The organism is Bacillus sp. JJ1533, from assembly GCF_036965045.1.
In the GTDB taxonomy this organism is placed as follows: domain Bacteria; phylum Bacillota; class Bacilli; order Bacillales; family Bacillaceae_L; genus Ferdinandcohnia.
Genome location: NZ_JBALOV010000026.1, coordinates 157,564 through 177,055, shown reverse-complemented (window position 1 = coordinate 177,055; position 19,492 = coordinate 157,564). Strand labels below are relative to the sequence as shown.

The following is a 19,492-nucleotide window of genomic DNA, read 5'->3' as shown; positions in this document are numbered from 1 at the left end:
ATTACTTAACCCCCGCATGTTTAGCAAGTAATTTTTCCATTTCCATACTGGCCATGATAAACGCACCTGCACCGTGCAAGTCATTGTGACTCCGCTCACGATTGATATAATAATCATATACTCCGATTGAAGTACCAATTACAATGTCATCAATAATAAGCTTTCCTTCTTGAGTTTCCTGTATTTTATGGTTAAGTAGTCCCTCATAAGCTTTTGTAGCATATACAGCAAACTCTTCTCCTACATATTTTTTTGAAACAGCTTTTGCAATGACATAGATAAATAGACTTGAAGCAGACGTCTCGAGCCAATTGTCTTCCATGTGACCTTTATCAATGACTTGGTACCATAAACCAGTTTTTTCATCCTGGTAGTTCACAATATCGCGAACATAATCTTGTATAAATGCGATCCAATCTTCCCGATGCGGGTGATCCTCTGGTAAAATATCAATCATGTCAATTACCGCTAATCCATACCAACCTAATGCACGCCCCCAAATTTCTGGAGCTTTTCCATCTGGACGAGCCCATGGCTGAGCACACTTTTCATCCCAGCCGTGATGATAAAGGTTAGTCGCCTCACTCTTTGTATACTTGCGCATCAATTTTTCCTGATGAATAACCATATCGATTAATTCTGGCTCATTGAAGTCCTGTGCATAGTGTAGGGCAAATGGTCCGCCCATATACAAACCATCCAGCCACATTTGGTAAGGATATTTGTCCTTATGCCAAAATCCACCTTCACTCGTTAAGTTTAACGTTGTAAAGATATTGCGTAATCGACGTGCTGCTATTTCATATTTTTTTAGACCGGTAGCTTTATATAATGGGAACAACAATAATCCTGCTTGAATCGAGTCTAATTCATCTCTAGCAAATAAGAGATTTCCATTTTCATCGATATTATGATCGACATATGCCTTTAAATAATCAAAATACTTTTCTTCTCCTGTTTTGTTATATACTAGTTCCATGCCACATAAAAATACGCCCTGGTGATAGTGCCAGCGTCCACCCGGCGGAAGCTCTTCTGGAGTGAATTTCTCCATAAGCGTATCACACATTTTTTTCGCAAAATATAAAGGTGATTTTTCAATTTTTGTGTTATTCAAGAACCTACACCCTTTCTCTCCATGATTGTTTACAAGGTTTGTAAACGATAACATTTCTCCTGCTTTCATGATAAGGTATTTATAAAATAATAACTATAATCATTTAATTTACTTTTAAATAGGACCTTAATCCCTTGAGTTTATAAGGGTTGTTCTAATATTATGAACACAATCTGACATAATGATTATTCAATTTATCTAAAACAACAACTATAATAAAAGGGCATTCAAATATTACAGGGATATTACAGGTGGGTTGTCTATCCTCACATTTGAATAGATTTGGAGTGATTACATGAAATTCAAACTACCAGTAAGTTTCTTCCATAGAATTATTTTATTTGCTAGTATTCTAGCCATTATACCGGTCATCATTGTTGGTATATTTTCATTCATTCGTTCTACCTCTGCTGTTGAAGATTTTGTTGCCAAAGAAAAAGAACATAGCGTGTACCAAATTCAAACAAATGTCGAGCAGGTTATTAAGTCTGTCGATCAGTCCTTAACTCAATTAGCATCTTCATCTAAAATCATTGAATCATTAAGGGAACCACTTACAACGAGGCAGTTTCAGCTCTATAACCAGTTAAGGGACGACCTAAGTCATCAACAAACGTTTGATACTCGTTTAACAGATGTTGCTCTCATTAGTCTCGGGAACAATTGGCTCGTTAATAATTACGGTTTGCAGCGACTTTCTGAACCTCAGCTGCAAGAAATTTCAGATCGTTACCTTTCCCTTAAGACAAGATCTGTCTGGCTATTGGAAGAAAACACAAATGAACCCCTGTACAAGAAGGTTGCTTCTCGTGCTTGCGGCTATAATTTAAACTTGATTAAAAAGATTCCTATCGTTTCATCGAATACAACAGGGATGATTATCGCCAATATCCCATCGTGTAGCTTTCGAGATATTTTACAGAAGGACAATACGTTAGAAAGGTTTTACATTCTTGATGAAAATGAAAGCGTTGTCCTTCATAATGATCATAATAAAATTGGACAAGCCTTTGAATACCGTGATGTATTAACTAAAAACACATTACGTGAAAATAATACTGGTCAATTTACGATTACATCCAACAATACTGATTACCTTTTTACCTATCGAAAATCGTTTTACAATGGCTGGATTTATATCTCCATTGTTGAACTTAGTGAATTAGCAGGTCAATCAAGGTCAATTGGGTGGTTTACACTTGCGATCACCTTATTGATTGCCATAATGTCATTATTATTAGCGTTATTTGGAAGTAAAGTTATCTATCAACCTATTAAACAACTACAAAATGTTATTTTGCATTCACTCACTCATAAAGAAGACGGCAAAGATAGGAATGAATTCGACTTTATAGAAAATCATGTCAAAGACATGATGAAGCAAAATGATATCTTGGAAAAATCATTACAAAACCAGATTAATCAGCTCAAACAATTTTTTATGCATCGTCTATTAACGGGTAAGGTTATCGAGGACGAGCTAAAAGGCAGAATGGAATATTACGGATACAACTTAGATTTTAAGTGGCTTAGTGTGTTAACCGTTCAAATTGATAGTCTTGAGGGAACTTCTTACAAATCAAAGGAAGAGGACGTATTGTTATTTGTTATCAATGGTCTCGTCGAAGAACTGATTCCAAGTGATGAACGAATGAAGCCAATTGTTAATAAACAATACCAGGTCACCCTTTTATTAAGTAATATCGAATCCAAAACGGAGTTTAATCAATATGTAAATACAATCGCAGAGAAAATCCAGAAAAAAGTAAGAGAAGAATACAGTGTTCCTGTCAGTATTGGGGTCAGTGAACCATTTAAAGATGTTCTCGAGACAAGAACCGCGTATAAAGAAAGTCTTGAGGCACTAAAATATACACTTAAATATGGCACTGAATCCATTATCTTTTTTGAAAACCTTGAAATCGGAAAGGGTTTATACACCTATTTCCCTAAACGAATCGAAAATGAATTATTCGATTCAATAAAGGTAAACGACAAAAAGAAAGTATACGTCTTACTGAACGAGTTAATTGATGAAATCTTCTCAGAAGATTTAAATCATGTTCAATACCAAATTTCATTAGTTCGATTTTTAAGTGATTTAATTGAGTTAATGCATACATTAGCGATAAATATTTTAGATTTAGAAGATAATCGTTCCATTTTTGAAACAGTCTATGAATTGAAATCTCGAGAAGAGGTGAAGGAATGGTTTATCACAGTGGTAATCGATCCCCTTCTTCAAAAAATTGAAGATCGTTCTGAATCACAATATAAGACCATTTCGGAAAACATTGTTCATATCATTCACGAAGAATTTGAATCGAACATTACTTTGGATATGATTGCGAATCGACTCCATTATAATCCAAATTATTTGAGTAGTATTTTCAGAAAGGAAATGAACATTTCATTCAGTGAATATTTATCTATGTATCGGATCAATATGGCGAAAAAATGGCTTGCTGAAACTGACATCTCTGTCAAAGATATTTCAGACAAACTGAACTTTAACAACTCCCAGAACTTTATTCGTTCCTTTAAGAAAATCGAAGGAACGACACCAGGTAAATACCGTGAATCAGTTAGGGCAAATTAAAGAAGCAATAGAATCTCGAAAAGGGGCAATACTCATGCAAAAACTAGTAGTCTCGCAAAATGGAGATGGGGATTTTTCAACGATTCAAGCCGCAATTGACGCGGTACGGGTCTTTCCATTAGAACCAGTGAGGATTGAGGTTAAAGAGGGTATCTACGAGGAGATTATTACTGTCCCTGAAAACAAACCGAATATTACCATCATTGGTGCTGGGGAAAACAAAACGATTATTTCGGGAAAGAAATATGCCCGCATGAAAAATTTAAATGGTACGGAAATCGGGACATTTGAAACAGCTGTTTTTCACGCATTTGCAGATCTCTTTCAATTGGAACACCTAACAATTCAAAATGTTGCAGGTTTCGGTGATGAAATTGGCCAAGCACTAGCATTATATGTAGCCGGCGACAAATGTATATTTAAGCAAGTACGGTTACTAGGAAATCAAGACACTCTTTACACCTCAAAGGGGCGACATTTTTTCTCAAATTGTTATATAGAAGGTCATGTTGATTTCATCTTTGGTTCAGGTATCGCTGTTTTTGAAGATTGTACGATTCATAGCTTACGCGAAGGCTATATTACCGCGGCCTCTACACCAGAGGAAAACGAGTTTGGCTTTTACTTTAAAAACTGCAAGCTAACGGGTGACAAGCAAGCCGCTGGAGTATACCTAGGTCGTCCATGGCGACCCTATGCGCATACCGTATTTATCAATACATGGATGGGAGAGCATATTCATCCACATGGGTGGGATAATTGGCGAAGCGAAGAAAATGAAAAAACAGCTCGGTACTTTGAATTTGCTAGCAATGGACCTGGGGGTGAATCCTTAGCAAGAGTGGGATGGGCAAAACAACTAACAGAAGAGCAAACGTCTGAGTACACGTTAGAAAAAATATTCCATCTAAAAGATAAATGGATACCAAAATAAGCTCCCAAACTGGGAGCTTATTTTTTTAGTCTAATCTAAACCAAGATATTCAAAGTAATCAAAATCAGCATAATTTGATGTCTCTCTGCCATTTGAACTTCCATACATGCCGATATATGCGCCTGTGAATCCGCCAGCAACATCCGTACTTAAAATTCTTCCATCTACCTCTTCTTTTAGGATTTTCCACTCTTCTGAGACTTGAGCAAAATAAAAATGATATGACTGTTCATATGCTTCTATCTTAAAAAAGACCTCTTGATGCCGATATGGCTGCACAGCAAGAGTTTCTTCTTGACCTGCTTCTCTTTTTACTAAACGGATTTCAGATTGTGTATATTCAACACGGTAGTGGAAATCAGAATTTTGGAGTAATACAATACCCGCAATTTCGTGCTTATTATTTGGTGTAAATTCCATTTTTGTTCGAGCAGCAAAATTAATATGACATTGTCTGCGTCCAATAAAAGCAGGATTAACAGCTTCTGTTATCGTCTCAGCCTTTACACGTATTCGCAAATGACCTGGGCGATCCTTTAATGACCAAAACTCCCCTCTTGGTGTACGAATAAAATTCCATGGCATCCGTAGTTCCGGCAAATCAAAATGATCACAAGCAGGCTCTGTTGGCCATCTTTTCTCCTCTAAATAAGGTTTGGCCCCTTCCATTTCAACAATGCCTTTTCCTGGGTTGACAACTGGCCAGCCATCTTCCCATTTAACTGGAGCTAGAAAGGATTCCCTCCCTAGATTACGATATTGGCCACCATATGGACGCGACCCCAAACAAACCAGCCACCACTCGCCATTGCTTGTTTCAATAAGATCCCCATGCCCTACGTTCGATATCGGATATTCTCTTCCCAAATGACGATGTGTCAAAATGGGATTTGTTTTGGCACCCTCATAAGGACCAATGATTGATTCACTGCGGGCAACAGTAATTGAATGGGTAAAGCCTGTGCCTCCCTCCGCAATCAGTAAATAATACATGCCATCCACTTTATAAATATGTGGTGCTTCCTGTGCATGAATATACTTTAATGCCCCGTCCCAAAGACTATATTTTTTTCCTATTAATTGCTTCGTCTCTAAGTCCAGCTCTTGCAGCCAAATTTCCATATGCTTTGGATACAGCTGGCCACCTGGAGGCCGTCGATTTGCAGTCACATATACTTTCCCGTCATCGTCAAAAAATAAAGAAGTATCTATACCCGGACAGTCATCCAACCAATAGGGATCAGACCAAGGACCATCAGGGTTCTCTGATGTTACAAAGAAGTTTCTTCTGGCACCCGTTTGACTCTCCACAAAGGTTGTAATAACATAAAAAATTCCTTTATCATATCGAATGGTTGCAGCGTAAATTCCTTTTGAATTCGGTGTTCTATCAAGATTCAATTGGCTTGGCCTCGTTAGTACATGGCCGATTTGTCTCCAGTTTACTAAATCCTTGCTATGAAAAATCGGAATACCAGGAAAATATTCAAAAGTGGATGTCACTAAATAATAATCGTCTCCGACCCGACATATCGACGGATCCGGATAAAATCCCGGTATAATCGGATTTTTAAAAGTAGCCATAAGATTCTCCCCCCTTTACAGCTTTTTAGCATTCAAAGTTGAACACAACCACTCGAAAGATTGTTCACCACCTATTTCATGACCACCTTCAAATAGTTTCCAATTTACAAGGTGACCAACATTACGCTCCGAATAGATGCTTTTGATTTGTTGAATTGCTTTCTCTGTTTCTTTCACAGGAAAAAGGTGGTCCTTTTTTCCCGACTCAATAAACAATGGCCGCGGAACCATTAAAGCAATTAACTCAGGCATCTCTGCATATTGCAGGATTCCTGGTACGTAATTGTCTAAACAATGCCTTCTATTCATAATGCTTCCTTTGAATGTGTTGGTATAGCCGGATACAACCGTTGCCTGAATACGTTTATCAAGAACGGATGTATACGCGGCCACAAGTCCTCCCCCTGAAATTCCCATACAACCAATTCGAGAAGAATCGATCTCCTCATATTCTTCCATAAAATCTAAGACTTTTTGACATTCAAAAACACGAAGTCCCGCAAGCGTCTTACCATAAAGGAGTAATTGGGTTGCGAGCGAATAACACGAATTATCTGATGGGGAATGACTCATATCATCGGAATAGGTACGGTCTCCAAACCCAATTAACTCTGGGGCCATGACAATAAATCCACGTTTGACTAGTTCTATTGCAAAATCTTTATGTAAACCTGGGTCGCCTTTTCGGTCATTGCCATCAGGGTCTAGACCTACGATATCTTTGTTTCCATATCCATGACCATGCAAGGCGAGAATGGCTGGTGCTTTTTTACCCCCAAGATGGTTCGGAACAAGTACATACATTTGCAATCTAAGACTTGGTAAAGTCGAAATCTCAATACTGTACCTTGTATAATGCTCATAGCCTTTTTGCTCTACGATTTTCGGTTGAAGCGGTGCATCATTCTTATAGGTTCCGAGTAAATCTTGAAATTTTGAAGTTAATAGTGATTGCCATTTTTCATCATGATTCTTCGTACGGCTAACATTTGCATCTAGGTACAATTCCTCCATAAATTGATGGATGACCCACATATGAATCCCTCCGTATTTTTATAACAAACTCAAAGGTTTTAAACAATTTTCGGTTCTTCCATTAGTAAATAATTTTGGCTTGCCAATTGCGTTGCATTGGCATCGATATTTTTATTGTCGACGTTTTTTAAGATTACAACTGGTGTGGAATCGTGTTGGTTTCTCATTGAGAAATGGTCAATATTGACTTGCTCACTATTCTCAATTTGCAGTCCTGCACCTTGACGTGTTTCTACCCGAACATGATGAATATCTAGATTTGATATATACTTTCCGAAGATACCCGCTCCAGCCATTACTAATTCTTCCTGAACCATATCTGGCTCTCCACCCTTTTCATTTGGGTCAACTGTCATTTCGATTGTAGAATGGTGGATGGAAATATCTTGAATCGGACTTTCTGGAAGCCCATAAATAAAACCTGCAGCTGCTCGACAATTTCTCGCTATGATATTACTTATTTGGATATGTTGTATTTCTGGTGTTTTTTCGGTGATTGGCTGTGGCTCAAGGCTATTCACTGCCGGGTCTTTCTCATTCACACCATGACGGTAAAAAGAATTTATCGCAATTGGACATAAGACATCTTCCATATAAATATTGTTTACGAGGATATTTTTCACGTAGCCACCACGTTCACGGTTTGTTTTAATCCGTACGCCTCGGTCTGTTCCGATGAATGTACAGTTGGAAATGGTGACATTTTTAATTCCGCCAGACATTTCACTTCCAAGTACGATACCGCCATGCCCATGGTGCATTGTACAGTTTGTTACGACTACATTTTCTGTTGCTTTACCGACTCTTCGTCCATCTTCATTAATCCCTGACTTTAAGACAAGACAGTCATCCCCAACCGCGAAGTGGCAGTCTGAAACACGTACATTCGAACAAGAATCAATATCAAAACCATCACCATTTGGTGTATCTGCCGGATTTTCGAAGGTTACATTATGAACAGTAACATGTTCACAATAAACGAGATGTGTATTCCAAAATGGAGAATTTTTCAGTGTAACACCTTCAATTGTGACATGCTTACAATTCATTAATTGTAGTAATGGCGGACGTAAAAATTGTGAATCCCATTCTACTAGATTCGTTTCAAGCGGTTCCATAAAATCTTGATTTAGCCTGCCAATTCTTTCGGTCATTTTTGAAGAGTATGCTGTACTATTTTTCCGAAGCTCTCTATTAACCAACCACCAAGCTTTTCCTTGCCCATCAAAGGAGCCTTCCCCTTTTATTGTTACATTGTGTAGATTTTCACCAAAAATGAGTGGCGAATACCCATAACACTCATACCCAGACCAACGCGTTTTAACAGGTTGATAGCGATCAAACTCATCATAAAAACGAATTGTTGCACCTGCTTCTAAATAAAGGGTTATATTACTTTTAAGGACAAGGGGTCCTGTCAAATACGTACCAGCAGGTACAAAAACAGTTCCTCCTCCACTTTCGGCAACCTGATTAATTGCTTGAGCAAAAATCTCCGTATGATCCCTATTCTTATCTCCAGATGCTTTTAATTGTGTAATGTCTAAAAAGGCCATTCTATACCCTCCAACCATTATTTTTTATTATGCTTGTAATCTACTTTTAACGAGTTCATAAAACCTCTCGGAACCCTTAATCGGAGTTGCCGTTCTCCCAGCTAATTTATGTAATTGCAAACGAATCAAGGTTGCTTGGGTACCGGCGTTCATGTCCCCTTCATATAATCCTTTACCTAAATGAACTGCAACAGGCATATCTGGATAAAACTCATCAGATTTCACCTGTGCAACATTCGGTGCAGTCGGTGAATGGTCAATTTCTCTTGAAAAACCGCCATCAGGACGTTTTAGTTTTTCGATATTATCAACCGTTATTTGAATAATCTCTTCAAGTTCATGTTTCGGAATTTCTAGATTGATATAAGATAATAAATCGATTGGATTTCGGATGTAGCACATATCCTTAGCTATTTCCGTTCGTAAGCAGTGAAGTATGCTCCGATACATCTTATCCACTCTTGGCATGGGTAGTCCGAACTTATGATAGAACGTATGAAGCTTAAACGTTCCAGAGATTCTGACATATAAGCTGCCTTCTCCCCAAAGACCTGTTTCTGGATCCTGGATGCTCTCTAGGTAGTTCTCAGCAATTTGGAGCATTTTTTCCTGTTTCTTTTGATCCATCTGCCCAATATACATGCATGATGACGCTAATAAATCACAGCCACGCCAACTATTCACTAAACTAATACTTTTCCATTTCTTTCTATATTCTTCTTCTGATTTCACATAATGTGGCGCGGTATTTAGTTCAACAGGTGATGGAAAGAAAGGCGAGCCACCTAGACGATTGATGGAGTTTACTGAATAATTGAAAGCTCTACTCACCATAACTTCATCATGTTTCATATATGGGTTTTCATCTAGAAAAAATCCGGTTTCAGGGTCTTGTTTGTATTGGAAAAAGGAAACAAATTTTGCCCGTAATTCTACGGGCATTTTAGTAAATAATCCATTTCGCGATAAAATATTTAAAGCTTGGGCAGTTGATTCAATATCAGGTGTGAAGGAGCTATCAGATACTGAGCTTTTTGCATAATAGAACCCACCTGTTATTGGATCATATTGGCCAGCCAGCCATTCAAAAAAAACATCAAATAGAGAATCTAATTTCTCAAAGGAATTCCTTATATTCATCTGCAGCTCCCTTTCATGTCAAATTACTCCTTCATTGAGCCAAGCATAGCTCCTTTTGTGAAATACTTTTGAAGGAATGGATATACCATTAAGACAGGTATCGTAGCAACAACGATTACGGCCATCTTGATTGTGATGTCTGGCGGTGGAATATTGGTGAATTCGGAGCTATCGTAGCTCAGTCCACTCGCAAGAACCACGATTTGCCTTAATAAGACTTGAATTGGCCATTTTGCTGCATCGTTGATATACAGGATGGCATGCATGTATGTGTTCCAATATGCAACTGCATAAAATAAAGAGACTGTTGCTAACGCTGGCTTTGAAATTGGCATGACAATTCTAAATAGGACGCCAAAGTCGTTACAGCCATCAATTTTCGCTGATTCGATTAGTCCTTCTGGTAATCCCATGATGAAGCTTCGCAATATAATCATGTTAAATACGTTGATCGTGACTGGCACGATTAAGGCTGCATAGCTATCAAGTAAACCCGTATTTTTCACAATTAAGAACGTTGGAATCATTCCACCACTAAATAACATGGTGAATACAAATAAGAACAAGATTTGTCTTCTGCCAATTAAGTCCTTACGTGATAATCCATAAGCAGTTAATAATGAAATGAACATGCTCCATAATGTTCCGACGAGTGTAACACCAATCGAAACGAATAATGCCTTAAAAATGGTATTTGTTGAGAAAATATATTTATAGGCATCTAAACTAAATACAGTTGGAAATAAGACAAAACGTTTATCTGCTAACTCTGCACTCGTAGTGAACGAGGCTGCGATAACATGTATAAATGGCAACACCATTGTCAGTGCTATTATAATTAGTAATAAGTTATTTCCTAAACGAAAGATGCGACTTCCGAACTGTTTTTCTCCAACCATACTCTCACTCCCTTTCTAATGTCTTAATAGATACCTTCTTCACCAAATTTCTTAGCCATTCTGTTTGCAAAGACAACAAGGATTAAACCAACAAGCCCTTTAAATAAACCTACTGCTGTACTGTAGCTGTATTGGCCCTGCAATAACCCGGTTACATATACATACGTATCAAAAATTTCAGCAACGCTGCGGTTGGATGCGTTTAGTAATAGATAGACATGCTCGAAACCAAGTTCCAAAACATCTCCAATTTTTAGGATAAGAAGAACAATGATTACGGGTCGAATCGCTGGTAATGTAATATGCCAAATTTGACGTAATTTACTTGCTCCGTCCATTTTCGCAGCCTCATATAATCCAGGGTCCACACCGGAGATAGCTGCTAAGTAAATGATTGTTCCCCAACCAGCACTTTGCCACACTACTTGTGTAATATAAATGGGTCTAAACCAATCTGAGTTCATTAAGAAGTTAATCTTATCCATTCCTAGACTCACTAATAATTCATTGATCAATCCACCGTCCATTGTTAATAGAACAAAGCTGATTGAAACGATAATGACCCAACTCATGAAGTGCGGGATATAGATAAGAGATTGAATCGTTCTTTTAAAGAAAAGATTTTTTACTTCATTAAGCATCAATGCTAAGATAATCGGAATCGGAAACGCGATAAAAATATGCAATCCAAAAAGGATCAGTGTATTACGAAAAATCATCCAAAAGTCGGAATCTGTAAAAAGGCGTGTAAAGTGTTCAAAACCTACCCAATCACTACCTAAAATACCTTGGTATGGTTTGTAATCCTGGAAGGAGATTACGAGACCAAACATAGGGACGTATTTGTAAATAAGCAAGTACAGCAAACCTGGGAGGATCATCAAATATAATAATTTATTTTTGAATATGCGCCTTTTAATTTCGGCTTTAAAGCTTTGTTGCAAATCATGACTTCTTACAGCTGTTTTTTGTTTCGCTAGTTCTGTTTGGCTGCTCTGTTCAATAACTGTTTCTGACTTCACCCTCATCTTCCTTTCATTTCTAATTTGTTCACTTTTACGTATTTGCTATAACGGTTCGGTAAGCAAATACAGATAGGAGTTGTAAATGTTACCTATAAAAAAACCTTATACCTGTATTTTGTAAATCTTTTTACATATCGTAAATAATCAAAGTTTCATATACTCGGTAGATTGCAGTAGAATACTAGACTTTGACAGCTTATCTTAGATTATGATTATATCGACCACTACTTTTTTTCGTACTCAATGAATGTTTATTTGCTACCAAATACGGGATGAACCATTGCACAATGGCTATTGCAAAAAGCACAAATGGAATACTGTCAGCTTCGATGCCATTTACAAATGTTAAGAAAATGATTATCCCAAAACCTCTGCCCAAATTAATGATCGTTTCTCGCAACACAACTGCTTCTGTCCTGAAATTCGATTTTAATGGAAGCTTTCCGATCATGTTATAGTAAAAAGCTTCATATGAATTGCCCTGTAAAGGCTTAAAAATAGAATAAATAGACATAAACAAAATGACCGTTAAAGCAGATAAATCTGTGAGTAAAAAAACACTTGATAATGTAAAGCCAGCAGCTGATAGTAGCAAGTACTTAACAGTCCCTTCTGACTGCGCAAACCTTGAAATAAAATAGCTTGATATAATTGATAACGACAAGAATAAAATATTTAAATTAGCCACTGTCTGTTCTTTTAGAAAGATTTCATATAATAAAATAGATGGAATAAACGATAAGATTCCGTGTGGAAATCCTAAAATGAACCATCCAAATAATGATCTCTTAAACTCTGGTTCCTTTTTTATCATTAAAGGGAGATACTTCATATAATAGGATGTATGGTGGTTCACCTCTTTCTTTAGCTTCATGCTTCCTACTGCTGCGATTGCAAACATCACGAAAGCTGCACCAAAGACAATCATATATCCTTGAAAACCCGAGTATAATCCGATGATAAAACCAGCAATTGCCGGTCCTGAAAGATTTGTGCCATTCATGACAATCGTATTTAACCCTAGGACACGAAGACGGTTTTGATCGGTCGATACTTCATGGACGATTGTAAAATAGCCTAACCAATAGAGTGCTTGCGAAAAGCCTTTCATGATTGCAAAGATAAGATAGAATGTCACAATTTCTTCTTGGGCTATTAAAATAAAAAGATAAAAGAAGGCCGTTATAAAGATACCTAACCGATATGCGAGCAGCTTTCCTTTCCGTTTTGCGAATTTACCAATCGAGAATGTTGTGACAGCTTGGGCAAGGAGCGCTACTAAATTGAAGACAGCATTTATCAATAAGCTATTTGTTAATCGCCATAGATAGATATTAAGAAAAATGAGTGACATTGAATTTCCGAATTGGTATATGGCATGGTTTATAAGGGAAATGACGGCTTGCTGATTTAATCTTCTCGCCTTGTCTACACGGAGCATAAGTACACATCCCTGAATGAAAGATTAGTAGTTCTAAAAATTCTAACGATATGAATAAAATAAAAGGCTGTCTGAAACAGCCTTTTATTCTACCTTTAAGAGTTCGATGATTACTTAGGCTTTTTATATGACTCATTAAATTCCTTGATTACATCGTCCCCTCCAGACTTCTTCCAATCATTAATCGCTTTTTCAAAGCCTGCTTTATCAAGATCTCCTAAGATATATTGATAAGTTGCATCCGTAATTTTTTGATTCAGAAGTTCGCCTTTCTCTGCAAATGTCTCTGAGTCAAGTGCAACGGTTGGGTCATGAATTAAGTAATTTTCATTATCAAGTATTAAGTTTTCTGCTTTTTCCTTAGCAGGCAATGTAAATACCCCTTCATATCTTCCGTTTGTCTTAGGTTCTCCAATTTCAAGCGCTTGATAAGGCTTCACGTCACGGTTTGTTAGATCTTGGTCCTCAGATGCTAGCGCTCTTCCATCTTGTACTTCATAGTGCTCTCCTTCTATACCCCAGAAAATGAGGTTCGAAATTTCAGGAGTCATTAATTTATCAAAGAAACCTAGGATTCCTTTTAACTGTGCCTCATCTTTAACAGCAGATTTAGGGAATAAAACAACGTTACCGTACCCAGGGATTGCCCATACTCCAAACTCACCATTCGGTCCCTTAATGTTGTTATGAACATCGTACTCAATGTCAGGATTTAATTGAACTGCATCCTTGTGCAAGCTTACAACGTCAGCCATTGATCCGATATACATTCCAGCTGTACCATTTTTAAAGAATGCTTGTTGATCTTCTTTACTTGTTACTGGGAAGTCTTGGTTAATATATCCGTTATCACGCAGCTCTTTAAAGTAATCCATTGTTTCGAAAAATTCATCGAACATAAATCTTGGTAGTAATTCTCCGTCTTTTTCTCCCCATCCATTAGGAGAGCCAAACCATGATGCTACCGTATCAAATGCACCATAAGCTAAATCGGCGCGATCAGTAAGACCAAATGTATCATCTTTTCCATTTCCATCTGGATCTTGTTCTGTAAATGCTTTAGCCATTGCGTAAACATCTTCCGTCGTTTCTGGTGTACTTAAACCTAATTTATCCGCCCAATCTTTTCTATAGATTAAACCTTGGCGAGATAAAGGTCTTCCTTGATAAATCGAATAAATTTTTCCATCTACTGCCGTATTTTGAAGGATTTGTTCATTCAATTTACTTAAGTTTGGAAACTCGTCTAAATAAGGTCCGATTTCCCAGAACTGTCCATCGCGGATTGCTTCTTTAAATTGAATAAAAGTTGTTTGGTTTTTCAAGAATACGGCTTCTGGTAAAGTTTCTGTTGCAAATGCCGTGTTCAGTTTTTCCTCATAGCTTGTATCCGGTGTCCACTGAATGGTTAGATCAACACCCGTTTTTTCTTCCAACAGCTTTTCAACCTTGTCCGATGGAACTTCAGGTGTGTGAAGGTTAGCCATAATCGTAAAGCTAACTTTCTCCTCCTTTTGATTTTTTGGCTTGTCAGAACTTTTATCTCCTGAAGCGCTTTCATTTGAACAAGCAGCCAGCCCACCTACCCCTAACATCAAAGCAAGGGATAAGCCTAAAAACTTCTTCTTACTTTTCTTCAAAGTAATTCCCCCTATTTATTTTTTTGGTGCAACTTAAATTTATCTATTGGATAGAATGATGTGAATAATCAAATTCTCACATATCCTTTGAACACTGCGTTTGAAAGCACTTTCATAGATGGTTATAAGAAAATGATTATCCCATTTACCAAAGGTTTTGAACATTCGAATAAACGTAATCAATCAAAAAGGTGAAGGCAAGTTTTATGCCTCCACCCATCTATAAGAATCTAATTTAGTTTAGATTTTGATACGCCTCATTAAATTCTTTAATAACGTCATCTCCACCAGACTTCTTCCAATCTTCAATTACTTTCGCGAATCCAGCCTTGTCAAGATCGCCAAGAATATATTGATAGGTTGCATCATTTATTTTCTGATTTAAGAGCTCTCCTCTTTCTGCAAAGGTTGCAGAATCAAGGGGAACAGTCGGATCATGGATTAAGTAGTTTTCATTGTCTTCTATTAGCGTTTCAGCCTTTTCTTTAGCTGGCAATGTGAATAAACCTTCATATCTCCCGTTTGTCTTAGGTTCTCCTATTTCTAATGATTGATATGGTTTTACTTCCCTAGTTGTTAAATCAGTATCTTCTGACGCAAGTGCCCTACCCTCTTGAATCGTATAATGTTCGCCTTCAATTCCCCAGAAAATTAAATTCGCGATTTCTGGCGTTGCAAGTTTGTCAAAGAAACCGAGGATTTCTTTTAACTGTACTTCGGATTTAACAGCAGATTTAGGGAATAATACGACATTTCCATAACCAGGGATCGCCCAAATTCCATATTCACCATTCGGCCCAACGATTTTATTTTGAACATCAAACTCGATATCTGGGTTGAGTGTTACCGCATCTTTATGAAGACTTACCACATCAGCCATTGAGCCAATATACATCCCGGCAGTTCCATTTTTAAAGAATGCTTGCTGGTCCTCTTTGCTTGTTACCGGGAAGTCCTGATTGATAAAGCCTTTATCACGCAGCTTTTTCATGTAATCCATTGTGTCTATATACTCTTCAAACATAAACTCCGGAAGAAGTTGTCCGTCTTTTTCCCCCCAACCGTTTGGAGTTCCAAACCATGATGCTACTGTTTTGAAAGCCCCATAGGCAAGATCTGCACGATCAGTAATTCCAAATGTGTCATCATTGCCGTTTCCATCTGGGTCATCCTCTGTAAATGCTCTTGCCATTTCATAAACATCATCAATTGATTTTGGTGCTTCCAACCCTAAATGATCTGCCCAATCTTTCCGATAAATTAACCCTTGGCGGGATAAAGGTCGACCTTGATATAAAGCATAAATTTTGCCGTCGACAGCAGTGTTCTCTAAAATTTGTTCATTTAACTTACTTAGGTTCGGAAATTCACTTAAATAGGGACCGATTTCCCAGAACTGATCATCACGTATTGCCTCTTTAAATTGAATAAAGGTTGTTTGGTTCTTTAAGAATACTGCCTCCGGTAAGGTTTCTGTGGCAAATGCTGTATTTAATTTTTCCTCGTAGCTCGTGTCTGGCGTCCATTGAATTGTTAGATCAACGCCTGTTTTTTTCTCAAGTAGCTTTTCAATTTTATCAGCAGGAACCTCCGGAGTATAAAGATTTGCCATAATCGTAAAACCCTTTTTCCCATTTGATTCTATGTTTTTGGATGCATCAGAGCTTGCACAGCCAGCGAGTCCACCAACACCAAGCATGAGCGCAAGCGAAATTCCTATGAGTTTCTTTTTACTATTCTTCAAAACTATGTACCTCCTAATGATATTCTTTTATTACCTCCTAATCTAGTTAACTTTCAAAGTTCCGTAAATAATCAAAATCTTAGCTACTCTTATTATACAAGGGTTTATCAACGTTTACGAGATGGGATTATAAGAATTTGATTATCTAGTTATTGGCAGAAAATATTATTCTAAACTAGATATTTCATTTTTAAAGCAGAAAAAAAGTAGCCAAAATCAAAAGCATTGTGACTACTTTCCTCTTCCTATTCCATTTCTTTAAACGCTAAATCTGCCAGCTTTGCAATTGTCATATCATCCATTGGTGGATTATGAAGCCCAGCTCTCACATCACGATAATAACGTTGTAGTGGGTTTGATTTCTGCAGACTCTTCGCACCGACAACTCTCATCGCTTTATCAACAACAGAAATAGCACTATTCGTAGCAATATATTTGGCAAGACCTAATTCTGGTCCAAGCTGACTGCGGTCAGCAGAGCGATCCCATTTGCCCGCAATTGAGTAAAGAACATGACGGGCCTGCAGCAGTTCAGCTTCCATTTCCCCAACTACACGTTGTACATTAGGTATCGTTCTAATCGGCCCTTTGATACTATTAGGTGAGTATTCATTTGCGAACTTTATTGCGTAGTTTCTGGCTGCAATTGCAATTCCTAAGTAACATGCTGGGATATGGAGCATCCATCCACTCGGCTTTGCTTTTAATTCAGGTGTTAATATCTCAACCAAGTCATCCTCTTCAAGTTCTACATTAGCTAGAACCAAATCATGACTTCCTGTTCCTCTCATCGAAATAGTGTTCCAAGTTTCTTCTATTGTCACTCCGGCTTTTGAGCGATCAACCAGAAACTCCGCTATTTGATCTGTTCCCTCTATAGAAGCAATCACACCAATATAATCTAGGACAGGAACCATCGTTGTAAACGATTTTCTCCCTGAAAGAATCCATTTGTTTCCTTCTTTTTTGGCAGTTGTTTGAGGCTTTCCTCCACGAGTCGGACTGCCTGTTTGAGGTTCTGTTGCAGCACGGTTGTATAATGCACCTTCTAGAACGTGTTTTGCATAAAGAGATAATTTTTCTTTATTCCAACGCTGCTTTTCAAATAAATCCATGGTTGCACCAAGATGCCAACCGATTGATAACGCTGTTGAGCCATCTCCGATTGCAAGTGTCTCTTGTAACAAGACAAAGTCATACAAGGATAGTCCTTCTTTCCCTCCAAACTCCTTTGGTACAGAAAGGCTTGTATAGCCCGATTTTTTCAAATCCTCAATATTTAATAAAGGGAATTCACCTGTTTCATCATATTCCTGAGCTCTCTCGTGGAATTTGTCCGCTAGTTCTTTTGCTAACTTATATAAATATTGCTGCTTCTCTGTTTTTATAAACGATATGGGCATTTTCACCTCTCCTTTTTAAATATCCTAAAATTATTCAATAATCATATTATACTATTCCTATTTGAATTAATAAAAATTGATGCCCAACATGTTCTTAAGACAAAAAGAAAAAAGCTAGACAAAACAGTTTCTGTTTCATCTAGCTCATCGACTAATCATTGTCATTTTTATCATCATCATCTTTGTCCTTTTTATGATGATACATTGGAATGTATCCATGTTCTTTTATTTTTTTGTAATGGTCATCTAACCAGTTAAGCTTTTTATCCGCTTTCTCTTTTGGAAGAACACCAAATTCAACGTACTTGTTAATAATCACTTTCTTCGTTTCAAGGAGTTCAAGATATAGCTTATCAAGCTCTTGCTTTTGTTGGTTAGTAAGCTCCACTTTTGGCCTTTCGTTATCTTTTTCCATTTCGGCATTTGCTTGGATAGCTCCAAAAAGAACAAAACTAAACAGCAACACCCATCCTGCCATTCTTTTCATGAGAATACTTCCTTTCCTCGTTATGTACAAATTTTCGTTTTTAGTATCCATTATTATCCATGTTTTATACATCTATATTAAAAAGGTGACCTTGTTTGGCCACCTTTTATCTAAGAAGCTTTTTGTTTTTCTTTTATTGACTGTGCTTTTGTTTTCTTCATCTTTGTTCCAATTAGCAAAACAGCGATGATGACTAGCGCTTCGAATGTATATCTGAACCAAGGATTATCAAAGAAATCCTGCAGGAATGGTTCACCTACAATCATTTTCGCTGCTGTCCAGGCAAGAATGGCTGCACCGATTGTAACAATGAATGGAAAACGGTCAATTAATTTAATGAACAGCGTGCTTCCCCAAACCATGATAGGTACCGAGATGATTAACCCGATGATAACTAATAAAAAGCTACCATGAGCAGCACCGGCAACTCCAAGAACATTATCAAGTCCCATTAATGCATCAGCAACAATAATTGTTCTAATTGCTGCACCAAAGGACCCTTTTGCTTCTATTTCATGGTCATCTTGTTCATCTGTGAGGAGCTTGTACGCAATCCATATGAGGAGAATTCCCCCAATAAGATGTAGTCCAGGGAGCTCAAGAAGCCATACAACAGCTAATGTTGCAGCTGCACGAATGATAATAGCTCCAACCGTACCCCAGATGATCGCACGTTTTTGCTGTTCCTTTGGTAAATTTCTTGCGGCTAAACCGATTACTATCGCATTATCGCCCGCTAAGACGAGATCAATTACTACAATTGCGAGTAGAGCTGAAAAAAACTCTCCTGAAAACAATTCCATAAGTAATTCACCTCAGAAATAGGTTTCCCCAAATCAGATTTATCTTGTCTAGAATTGTTCATTAAATATTGGTATCATAATTGGA

Annotated in this window: 15 protein-coding genes; 2 read left to right on the top strand and 13 right to left on the bottom strand. The window is 37.5% G+C overall.

Translation table 11 applies throughout. The features are described 5' to 3' along the window. Nucleotide 1: 1 nt before the first annotated feature. Entirely contained in the window at nt 2–1,117 is a 1,116-nt protein-coding gene (locus tag V7138_RS14135) for a glycoside hydrolase family 88/105 protein (protein ID WP_438824360.1), read from the bottom strand. A 295-nt stretch (nt 1,118–1,412) separates the two neighbouring features. Here V7138_RS14135 and V7138_RS14130 point away from each other — a divergent pair, with 295 nt between their 5' ends. Both V7138_RS14130 and V7138_RS14125 read left to right on the top strand, forming a co-directional pair. Next, the gene (locus V7138_RS14130) at nt 1,413–3,716 is read left to right on the top strand and encodes a helix-turn-helix domain-containing protein (RefSeq protein WP_335398389.1); all 2,304 of its coding nucleotides are present in this window, start codon (nt 1,413–1,415) and stop codon (nt 3,714–3,716) included. A gap of 34 nt (nt 3,717–3,750) precedes the next feature. Then, nucleotides 3,751–4,650, top strand: a complete 900-nt coding sequence (locus V7138_RS14125) for a pectinesterase family protein (protein ID WP_335398387.1) — start codon at nt 3,751–3,753, stop codon at nt 4,648–4,650. A 30-nt stretch (nt 4,651–4,680) separates the two neighbouring features. Here the strand turns inward: V7138_RS14125 and V7138_RS14120 are convergent, their stop codons facing one another. The 12 genes from V7138_RS14120 to V7138_RS14065 all read right to left on the bottom strand — a co-directional run bounded on the left by V7138_RS14120 (nt 4,681) and on the right by V7138_RS14065 (nt 19,407). After that, nucleotides 4,681–6,234, bottom strand: coding sequence for a glycoside hydrolase family 43 protein (locus V7138_RS14120; RefSeq protein ID WP_335398386.1), 1,554 nt, complete (start codon nt 6,232–6,234; stop codon nt 4,681–4,683). A gap of 15 nt (nt 6,235–6,249) precedes the next feature. Then, nucleotides 6,250–7,269: an alpha/beta hydrolase family protein gene (locus tag V7138_RS14115; protein WP_335398384.1), complete on the bottom strand. Its 1,020-nt coding sequence runs from the start codon at nt 7,267–7,269 to the stop codon at nt 6,250–6,252. A 38-nt stretch (nt 7,270–7,307) separates the two neighbouring features. After that, nucleotides 7,308–8,825: a glycoside hydrolase family 28 protein gene (locus tag V7138_RS14110; protein ID WP_335398382.1), complete on the bottom strand. Its 1,518-nt coding sequence runs from the start codon at nt 8,823–8,825 to the stop codon at nt 7,308–7,310. Between the two features lie 27 nt (nt 8,826–8,852). Next, complete coding sequence (locus V7138_RS14105) at nt 8,853–9,965, bottom strand: hypothetical protein (protein WP_335398380.1); 1,113 nt, start codon at nt 9,963–9,965, stop codon at nt 8,853–8,855. 23 nt (nt 9,966–9,988) lie between these two features. Beyond that, nucleotides 9,989–10,864, bottom strand: a complete 876-nt coding sequence (locus tag V7138_RS14100) for a carbohydrate ABC transporter permease (RefSeq protein WP_335398378.1) — start codon at nt 10,862–10,864, stop codon at nt 9,989–9,991. 23 nt (nt 10,865–10,887) lie between these two features. Further along, complete coding sequence (locus tag V7138_RS14095; RefSeq protein ID WP_335398376.1) at nt 10,888–11,892, bottom strand: ABC transporter permease; 1,005 nt, start codon at nt 11,890–11,892, stop codon at nt 10,888–10,890. A 193-nt stretch (nt 11,893–12,085) separates the two neighbouring features. Then, the gene (locus V7138_RS14090) at nt 12,086–13,330 is read right to left on the bottom strand and encodes an MFS transporter (RefSeq protein WP_335398375.1); all 1,245 of its coding nucleotides are present in this window, start codon (nt 13,328–13,330) and stop codon (nt 12,086–12,088) included. Nucleotides 13,331–13,440: 110 nt separating this feature from the next. Continuing rightward, a complete protein-coding gene (locus tag V7138_RS14085) occupies nt 13,441–14,925 on the bottom strand; it encodes an extracellular solute-binding protein (RefSeq protein ID WP_335398513.1) in 1,485 nt (494 codons plus the stop codon). A 280-nt stretch (nt 14,926–15,205) separates the two neighbouring features. Next, the gene (locus tag V7138_RS14080; protein ID WP_335398512.1) at nt 15,206–16,669 is read right to left on the bottom strand and encodes an extracellular solute-binding protein; all 1,464 of its coding nucleotides are present in this window, start codon (nt 16,667–16,669) and stop codon (nt 15,206–15,208) included. 290 nt (nt 16,670–16,959) lie between these two features. Next, nucleotides 16,960–18,117, bottom strand: a complete 1,158-nt coding sequence (locus V7138_RS14075; RefSeq protein ID WP_335398373.1) for an acyl-CoA dehydrogenase family protein — start codon at nt 18,115–18,117, stop codon at nt 16,960–16,962. A gap of 151 nt (nt 18,118–18,268) precedes the next feature. Continuing rightward, a complete protein-coding gene (locus V7138_RS14070) occupies nt 18,269–18,604 on the bottom strand; it encodes a YckD family protein (protein WP_335398371.1) in 336 nt (111 codons plus the stop codon). A 110-nt stretch (nt 18,605–18,714) separates the two neighbouring features. Beyond that, nucleotides 18,715–19,407 (bottom strand): TerC family protein, encoded by a 693-nt coding sequence (locus V7138_RS14065; RefSeq protein ID WP_335398369.1) that lies wholly within the window; start codon nt 19,405–19,407, stop codon nt 18,715–18,717. Nucleotides 19,408–19,492 lie beyond the last annotated feature (85 nt).

Excerpts from the sequence above, each read along its gene's own strand:
- V7138_RS14130 (WP_335398389.1), top strand. The coding sequence starts at position 1,413 with ATGAAATTCAAACTACCAGTAAGTTTCTTCCATAGAATTATTTTATTT.
- V7138_RS14125 (WP_335398387.1), top strand. The coding sequence starts at position 3,751 with ATGCAAAAACTAGTAGTCTCGCAAAATGGAGATGGGGATTTTTCAACG.
- V7138_RS14120 (WP_335398386.1), bottom strand. The coding sequence starts at position 6,234 with ATGGCTACTTTTAAAAATCCGATTATACCGGGATTTTATCCGGATCCG.
- V7138_RS14115 (WP_335398384.1), bottom strand. The coding sequence starts at position 7,269 with ATGTGGGTCATCCATCAATTTATGGAGGAATTGTACCTAGATGCAAAT.
- V7138_RS14110 (WP_335398382.1), bottom strand. The coding sequence starts at position 8,825 with ATGGCCTTTTTAGACATTACACAATTAAAAGCATCTGGAGATAAGAAT.
- V7138_RS14105 (WP_335398380.1), bottom strand. The coding sequence starts at position 9,965 with ATGAATATAAGGAATTCCTTTGAGAAATTAGATTCTCTATTTGATGTT.
- V7138_RS14100 (WP_335398378.1), bottom strand. The coding sequence starts at position 10,864 with ATGGTTGGAGAAAAACAGTTCGGAAGTCGCATCTTTCGTTTAGGAAAT.
- V7138_RS14095 (WP_335398376.1), bottom strand. The coding sequence starts at position 11,892 with ATGAGGGTGAAGTCAGAAACAGTTATTGAACAGAGCAGCCAAACAGAA.
- V7138_RS14090 (WP_335398375.1), bottom strand. The coding sequence starts at position 13,330 with ATGCTCCGTGTAGACAAGGCGAGAAGATTAAATCAGCAAGCCGTCATT.
- V7138_RS14085 (WP_335398513.1), bottom strand. The coding sequence starts at position 14,925 with ATGTTAGGGGTAGGTGGGCTGGCTGCTTGTTCAAATGAAAGCGCTTCA.
- V7138_RS14080 (WP_335398512.1), bottom strand. The coding sequence starts at position 16,669 with ATGCTTGGTGTTGGTGGACTCGCTGGCTGTGCAAGCTCTGATGCATCC.
- V7138_RS14075 (WP_335398373.1), bottom strand. The coding sequence starts at position 18,117 with ATGCCCATATCGTTTATAAAAACAGAGAAGCAGCAATATTTATATAAG.
- V7138_RS14070 (WP_335398371.1), bottom strand. The coding sequence starts at position 18,604 with ATGAAAAGAATGGCAGGATGGGTGTTGCTGTTTAGTTTTGTTCTTTTT.
- V7138_RS14065 (WP_335398369.1), bottom strand. The coding sequence starts at position 19,407 with ATGGAATTGTTTTCAGGAGAGTTTTTTTCAGCTCTACTCGCAATTGTA.